Origin of the sequence: Nesterenkonia sp. F (assembly GCF_000220985.1) — a bacterium.
In the GTDB taxonomy this organism is placed as follows: Bacteria; Actinomycetota; Actinomycetes; order Actinomycetales; family Micrococcaceae; genus Nesterenkonia.
In genome coordinates, this window is sequence record NZ_AFRW01000049.1 from 1 (window position 1) to 7,148 (window position 7,148).

A 7,148-nucleotide genomic window follows, 5' to 3' on the forward strand; every position below is an offset into this window, starting at 1 on the left:
GGCGCCCGCGCGCACCCGGCACACCGCCCGCCGCACGGCGCTGCGCCGCGCCGTCGCCGCCCACCGCGGGACCCCCGGCGCCCCGGAGGCTCGCCGGGGCCGCGCTGGACGATGGTGCCGCGCACGACGTCGGACCCCACCGAGGCCGCCTACGCCGAGGCCGAGGTGCTGCTGGACCGCTACGGCGTGGTCACCCGCGGCTCGGTGGCCGCCGAGCAGCAGGCAGGCGGCGGCCGCCGCGACGAGGGCCCGCTGGCCGGCGGCTTCGCCGCGATGTACAAGGTCCTTGCCGCCGCCGAGGAGGCCGGACGGCTGCGCCGCGGCTACTTCGTCGAGCGGCTGGGCGCCGCCCAGTTCACCACCTCGGCGACGATCGACCAGCTGCGCGCCGTCGCCGAGGATCAGGAGGACTCGCGCGCCCGGCAGGACGACGACGGCGCCGATCCGGAACGCACGATGGTGCTGGCGGCCACGGACCCGGCCAGCGCCTATGGCGCGGCGCTGGACTGGCCCGAGCCGCCGCGGCACGGGGACCGGGCCAGTGGGCAGAGCGGCACGGCGAAGGCCCCGCACCGACCCGGGCGCAAGGCCGGCGCCCTGGTGGGGATGCACCGCGGCGACCTGGTGCTCTACATGGAGCGCGGCGGACGGACGATGCTCCTGTTCACCGAGGACGAGGACCTCATGGAGGTCGTCGCCGGCGCGCTGGTCGAGCGGCTGCGGGCGGCGAAGACCGCCCGGCTCGCCGTCGAGCAGGTCAACGGCGCCCCGGTGCTGCACAGCGCCTTCGGTGCCGCCCTGCAGCGCGCCGGGTTCCGCTCCTCGCCGTCGGGACTGCGCTTCTCCTCCTGAGAGGACCTGCCCGCCCCTCGCTCGCTCGCGATGACTCCGTGGAACGGGCGGGAATACGGCGACTTTCCCACACTTTCCACAGAGTCATCGGTCCGGCGGCCCCCGCATCACGCCACCGCCGATCGGCCGGCCGCACCGTCGGCGCCCCGCACCCGATAGGCTGGGGCCATGACGCTCTGCCTGCCGTTTCTGATGTTCCAGGGTCGGGCCGCCGAGGCGGTGGAACTCTACCTCGAGGCCTTCCCCGACGCCGAGCTGCTCGAGATGCAGCACCATCCCGAGGGGACCGAGATCCTCGACCTCAGCGCCGAGGTCGACGAGGACCTGGGAGAGAAGGACGCCGCCGACGACGGCGAGGGCCCCGAGGAGGACGAGGCATCGGACGCCGAGGGCGAGACCGCCGCGGAGGACTCCGGCGAGGAGGCGCATCCGCGCACCGGCTCCGACCTGGCCCCGGTTCCCGCCGACGCGCCCGAACCGCACCGCCTGGTGGCCAGCGCGCAGATCACCATCGGCGGCCAGGTGCTGATGATCCAGGACAGCCTGGTCACCCACGAGTTCGGCTTCACGCCGTCGACCTCCATCGCGGTGGTCGTCGAGTCCTCCGGCGAATTCGACGGCATCGTCTCGGTGCTCGCACAGGAGGGCACCTTCCTGATGGAGCCCGGCGACTACGACTTCGCGAAGAACTTCGCCTGGATCCAGGACCGTTTCGGCGTCTGCTGGCAGGTCAACCACCCGCTGTCCGCTCCGGAGGAGGAGACCGCGCAGACGAAGGCCCCCGACTGGGGATGAGCCGCGGCGGCCGGTAGGCTGGCGCAGTGTCCCGGACGTCTCCCCTCCCCGTGCGCGACGGGGTCAATGCCACCCGTCTGCGCCTGCCGCAGTCCGGTCCGTGGGCGACCGTCCACGAGTACGTGCTGGAGACTTTCGGGCACATCGACCACGGCGGCATCACCGGCCGCTTCGAGGCCGGCGAGGTCGTCGACGGCGACGGCGTCCCGCTGAGCACCTCCACGCCGCTGGGCGCCTGCGAGGCGCTCTGGTACTACCGCTCGGTCTCCGGCGAGCGCCCGCTGCCGGTCACCGAGGAGGTCCTCCACGAGGACGAGCATCTGCTGGTGGTCGACAAGCCGCATTTCCTGCCCACCACGCCGGCCGGCCGCTATGTGCAGGAGTCGCTGCTGGTGCGGCTGCGCCGACGGCTGAAGATGCCGGACCTGATCCCGGTGCACCGGCTGGATCGCGGCACCGCCGGGCTGGTGCTGCTCTCCAAGCAGCCGGAGACCCGCGGCGCCTATCAGACGCTCTTCGAGGACCGCGCCGTGGCCAAGACCTACGAATGCGTCAGCGCGCTGCCCTCCGGCCCGGCCGCGCCCGACGACGAGGCCCTCCTCGCACGCTTCCCGGTGCAGGTGCGCAGCCGCATCACCAAGATCAAGGGCCAGGTGACCTCCGAGCGGGAGAGCTATGCGGTGGCCGACTCGGGCCGGCGACCGCAGGATCGTCGTCGGCCCCGCCGCGGGAAGCGCCGCACGGCCGCGGTCCCCGGCGCCAACGCGTCGTCACGGGTGGAGCTGCTGCAGATCGGCACCAGCGCCGCGGGACGGCGCACCGGCCGGTTCCGGCTCACCCCGCACACCGGCAAGACCCATCAGCTGCGGGTGCACATGGCCATGCTGGGCCTGGGGATCATGCATGACCGGTTCTATCCCGAGCTGCTCGACGACGCCGAGGACGACTTCGACGCCCCGCTGCAGCTGCTGGCGCAGTCGCTGCAGTTCGACGATCCGCTCACCGGCGAGCCGCGTCGCTTCACCTCGTCCCGGAGCCTGGCCGAGGCTCCGACCGCGCCGTCGACGGCCGTGCTGACCGCCGCGTCGACCGAGGAGACCCCGACATGAGCCTCGTCGCCGCCTCCGCCCTGCATCTGGGCGACCCCGCGCTCTTCGAGCAGTGGGGCATCTGGTACTTCGCGGTGCTGGTCGTCGCCGTGGCCGTCACTGCGCTCGTCCCTCCCTTCCCCTCGGAGCTGATGGTCATCGCCTCCGGCACGATGGCCTCCGAGGGGCTGATGGGCCTGCCGCTGGTGCTGACGACGACGATGCTCGGCTGCCTGCTCGGCGACGTCGGCGTCCACCTGCTCTTCCGGCGCCAGGGGCTGCGCGTGCTGCACCGCTGGCGCTGGGGCCGACGTCTGCACCGGATGCTGCTGCGCGTCACGCTGCGGGCCGGAGGGGCTACCACCTGGATCGGGCTGCTGCTCATCCGCGCGATCCCCGGCGGACGCACCACCTCGATGATCACGGCAGGGATGCTGCGGCTCAGCGGACCGCGCACCGTCGCACTGGCGCTGGTCGGCGCGGCGACCTGGTCCGCGTGGCTCGTCGGACTGGGTTACATTACGGGAACGACCACCGGCCTGCCCCCGTGGGCCAGCACGGTCACGGCCGCGGCGGCGGGTACTCTGGTGGGAGCCCTCGCCGCCGGAGTCGCCGCCCGACGCCGGCGCGCGAGATCCCGCCGCGCGGCCGGCCGGAACGCGACGTCCGCCGTGGGGACCTCCCCCACGGACGTCGGGTCCTGACCGACCCGCGGCCGTTGACGCATGGTGACACCAGCGGCGTCCGCCGACGCCCGAGCCCGCAGAGGGGAGCCCGCCCGTGACTGACCGGTCCTCGGAACCCACGCCGTCGGTCACGTCCAACAGGTCCGACGACGCTGCCCGACACTCGGAGAAGGAGTCGCGGGCGCCTGAGGCGACGGGGCCGACCGAGCGCCCGGAGGCGCCCGAGCATCCCCCGACGACTGATCATCCCGAGCCGGGCGACCACCCCGAGCCGGACGACCGGAGCGCGGCGAGCGCGCCGACGGACGCGGGGCAGGATGAGGACCCGGAGGGCTCCGCCCCGGCCGAGGCGGAAGCGGCCCCCGCCGAGGAGACCGACGAGGACTCCGACGAGGACTCCGACGAGAGCTCCGACGAGGGCTCCGACGAGACGGCGGACGAGGGTGCCCCGGAGGGGGCAGAAGACGGCTCTGAGGAGGAGGCCCCCGGGGACGCCGTCTCGTCGTCGGCCTCCCCTGCTCCACGGATCCGCCGCAGCGAGCCGACCCCGGAGCTGCCTCCGGAGGCCCGCGAGACCGACGAGTCGGCGCTCAGCGAGTTCTTCGACACGCTCGACGCCCGCTTCGAGCGGGCCACCGCCCGGGTCGCGGAGTCGCTGCAGGAGATCATCGACGGCGACCGGCGCGTCGCCGAGCACGACGAGGACGCCGAGCCCGACGTCCCGGCCGTCGGCAGCGCCGCCCCGCGTCCGCCCGAGGAGCAGGAGGCTCCCGAGCAGCAGACGCCCGCGCCGGGGCGCCCGGCCGACGCCGACGACGCCGGACCCCTCGGCGATGCGGCCGGTGCGGCCGGAGCCGACTCCGCGGACGCGGATGCCTCCGAGAACCCCGGGCACCCCGAGAACCCCGTGCACTCCGAGCACCCCGAGGACACGCGGCATCTGCCGCCGACGGAGGGCTCCGGCCGACTGTCGCTGCCGGGCCCGCCGGCGGCGACGGACGATCGACCGCTGCCCTGGGACCATGCCGCCGGCAGCCGCAGCGCCAGCGCCGAGCGCCGCCGCGCGGTCATCCTGGAGAAGGCCTCGGCCATCGAGGCGGCGACCTCGCACGGGGAGGAGTCGCTGGCCGACGACGAGCGGGCCGACGACGAAGAGGACCTCTACACCTACATCCCGCCGTACAACCTGCCCTCGCGCGATCCCGACCCCGCGCCGCGGCCGCACGACCTGCTCCGCCGGTTCGTGGTGACCCTCGGCGCCGGCGCCGCGGTGCTCTCGGTGCTGTGGATGGCCGGCTGGCAGGCCGACACCCGGATCCTGGCCGTCGGAGGGCTCGACGGCCTCGTCGACGGCTGGTACACGGGCCGCCGGTCCCTGCTGACCCCCAACGCCGTGCACTACTGGCTCTGGCCGCTGATCGTCGTCGGCCTGGTGCTGCACGCGCTGCACCAGTGGGCGCCGTCGCAGCGCTCCACCCGACGGCAGCGCCGCTCCGGCTGGCTCGTCGCCGCCGCCTCCTGGCTCATGCTGGGCTGGACCGCCGCGGTGCACGCCGACATGCTCTGGCTGGCGGTGCTGGCCTCGCTGGCCGCCGCGCTGGCCCTGCTCGATGCGGTCCGCCAGTTCACCTTCCACACCGCCCGGTCGATCTCCGAGCGTCGGCTGACCGACAGGCCGGTGGGCCTGTTCGCCGGCTGGGCGCTGGTGGGAGCGATGTCCTCGGTCTCGATCGCCCTGACCGCCGCCGGCGTGCGCATCCCCGGGGTGCCCGCGGATCTGTGGGGCATGCTCGGCCTGATGGCCACTGTGTGGACGGGCGCGTACTACGCGATGACCGAGCGCGGCCGGATGGCGGTGGCGCTCGGCATGGGCTTCGGCCTGATCTGCCTGGTCTTCCCGCGGCTGTTCTCCGACGCCCCCTCGGCGTGGGTGGCCGTCGGCGCGGCCTTCGGCGCCTTCATCGTGGTGCTCGCCACCGAATCGCGGCGGCACCGGATCAATCATGCCGAGCGGCGGGCGGCGATGGGCCGCCCGGTCGACGACATCATCTGACACGAGTCTCTGACACGAGCTGAGGAGTGGTGGACCCATGAGCGTGCGCACCCCCGACCCGAACCCAGGATGGCTCAGCGAGGAGGACCTCCACGAGGCCCGCCGCCGGCTGCCCATGGTCTATGTGGAGGCCGTGCCGGTCCGACTGGACGCGCTGGGGTATCTCACCGAGGTCGGGATGCTCTACACCGCCGACGACGACGGCCGCTTCTACCGCACCTTCGTCTCCGGCCGGGTGCTCTACCGCGAGACCATCCGCGGGGCGCTGATCCGGCACATCGAGAAGGATCTGGGCTCTCTGGCGCTGCCGCAGCTGCCGCCGGCGCCGGCGCCGTTCACCGTCGCCGAGTACTTCCCCAGCCCCAGCGAGACCGGCCTGGTCGACGACCGACAGCATGCAGTGTCGCTGGCCTACGTCATCCCGGTCTCCGGCGAGTGCGAGCCGCGTCAGGACGCGCTGGAGGTCGCCTGGCTGACGCCGGAGCAGGCGCTGGGCGCCGACGTCGGCGCGGAGCTGCTCGGCGGCCGCTCCCGCCTGCTGCGTCAGGCGCTGGCGCACATGGGATGGACGGACTGATGACCGCCGGGCTCTCGTCCGCAGCGTCGGCAGACGCCGCGGCCCGACCGAGCGCCCCCTGGCATCTGTGGCTGATGGGCGCCGTCGGCCTGCTGCTGCACGCGATCGCCGCGCGGGATCTGGTGGAGACGGTGCGGATGTCGCAGACCTACTTCGCGGAGAGGGGCTACGGCCCGGCGCAGGTCGAGTACTTCACCGACTACCCCGTCGCGCTGCACGTCGTCGCAGGCTGCACCGTGGTGGCCGGCGGCGCCGCGGCCGTGCTGCTGATGCTCCGCCGCCGCTGGGCCGCGCCCGCCGCCCTGGTCGCCGTCGTCGGCCAGCTGGCGATGCTGGCGGCGACCGTCGGTCTGCTGGATCGCTGGCAGGTGCTGGGACCGCGATCGGTGCTGTCCGAGCTGGTCGTCGCCGCCTGGATGGTCGCCTTCTGGCTCGCTGCACGGCATCATCGCCGCCGCGGCGTGCTGCGCTGAACACCGTCCTTCCACCGCGACCTCCTGCAGCCCCGCTCTCCCGCCCCGACCGCCCGCTCCCCGAGGACTGCCCGTGCCGATCACACGACCCGCCGAGGCCGACTCCCGCCGCGCCCGCGGCGGCACCGCCCTGCTCGTGCTCTTCGGAGCCCTGGGAGGTCTGAACTGGGGCTACGACACCGGGGTGATGTCCACCGCGGTGCTGTTCCTCCGCGAGGAGTTCGCCCTGGACAGCTGGGCCGAGGGCTGGGTCGTCACCGGTCTGATCCTCGGCGCGATCCTCGGGGCCGCCTCCGGGGGACGACTCTCCGACCGTCACGGCCGCCGGTCGGTGCTGATCGCCGCGGCGGCGGCCTTCGTCGTCGCACCGATCGGCATGGCGCTGGCCCCCACGGCGGCGGTGCTGCTGGGATTCCGCGTGCTCGTCGGCCTCGGCGCCGGACTGGCCGCGGTCACTCTGCCGGTCTACCTCTCCGAGATCGCCCCGGCCCGCATCCGCGGCAGGGTCACCGCCACCTATGTATTGGCGATCGTCGCCGGCCAGTTCCTCGGGTTCATCGTCGGCCTGCTCTTCACCCCGGCCGAGTCGTGGCGCTGGATGCTCGGCCTGTCGGTGGTGCCCTC

At 73.9% G+C, this 7,148-nt stretch carries 7 protein-coding genes and 1 pseudogene; all 8 read left to right on the forward strand.

Annotated features, from left to right (window positions below; genetic code table 11):
* Window positions 1-852 (forward strand): annotated as a pseudogene (locus tag GU5_RS0104100) (ATP-dependent helicase); the annotation flags it as partial.
* Between the two features lie 168 nt (window positions 853-1,020).
* On the forward strand, window positions 1,021-1,647 hold the full coding sequence (locus GU5_RS16220; protein WP_139084309.1) for a VOC family protein: 627 nt from the start codon (window positions 1,021-1,023) through the stop codon (window positions 1,645-1,647).
* A 26-nt stretch (window positions 1,648-1,673) separates the two neighbouring features.
* Window positions 1,674-2,756, forward strand: a complete 1,083-nt coding sequence (locus GU5_RS13940) for a pseudouridine synthase (RefSeq protein ID WP_050806588.1) — start codon at window positions 1,674-1,676, stop codon at window positions 2,754-2,756.
* Entirely contained in the window at window positions 2,753-3,439 is a 687-nt protein-coding gene (locus GU5_RS13945) for a DedA family protein (protein WP_010524313.1), read from the forward strand. Before GU5_RS13940 ends, GU5_RS13945 begins: the two co-directional genes overlap by 4 nt.
* Before the next feature lie 76 nt (window positions 3,440-3,515).
* Entirely contained in the window at window positions 3,516-5,474 is a 1,959-nt protein-coding gene (locus GU5_RS0104120) for a hypothetical protein (RefSeq protein WP_010524314.1), read from the forward strand.
* A 37-nt stretch (window positions 5,475-5,511) separates the two neighbouring features.
* A complete protein-coding gene (locus GU5_RS0104125) occupies window positions 5,512-6,051 on the forward strand; it encodes a DUF4916 domain-containing protein (RefSeq protein WP_010524315.1) in 540 nt (179 codons plus the stop codon).
* On the forward strand, window positions 6,051-6,524 hold the full coding sequence (locus GU5_RS0104130; protein WP_029514001.1) for a hypothetical protein: 474 nt from the start codon (window positions 6,051-6,053) through the stop codon (window positions 6,522-6,524). Before GU5_RS0104125 ends, GU5_RS0104130 begins: the two co-directional genes overlap by 1 nt.
* Before the next feature lie 73 nt (window positions 6,525-6,597).
* On the forward strand, window positions 6,598-7,148 hold a 551-nt coding region (locus tag GU5_RS0104135; RefSeq protein WP_010524317.1), incomplete at its 3' end, for an MFS transporter.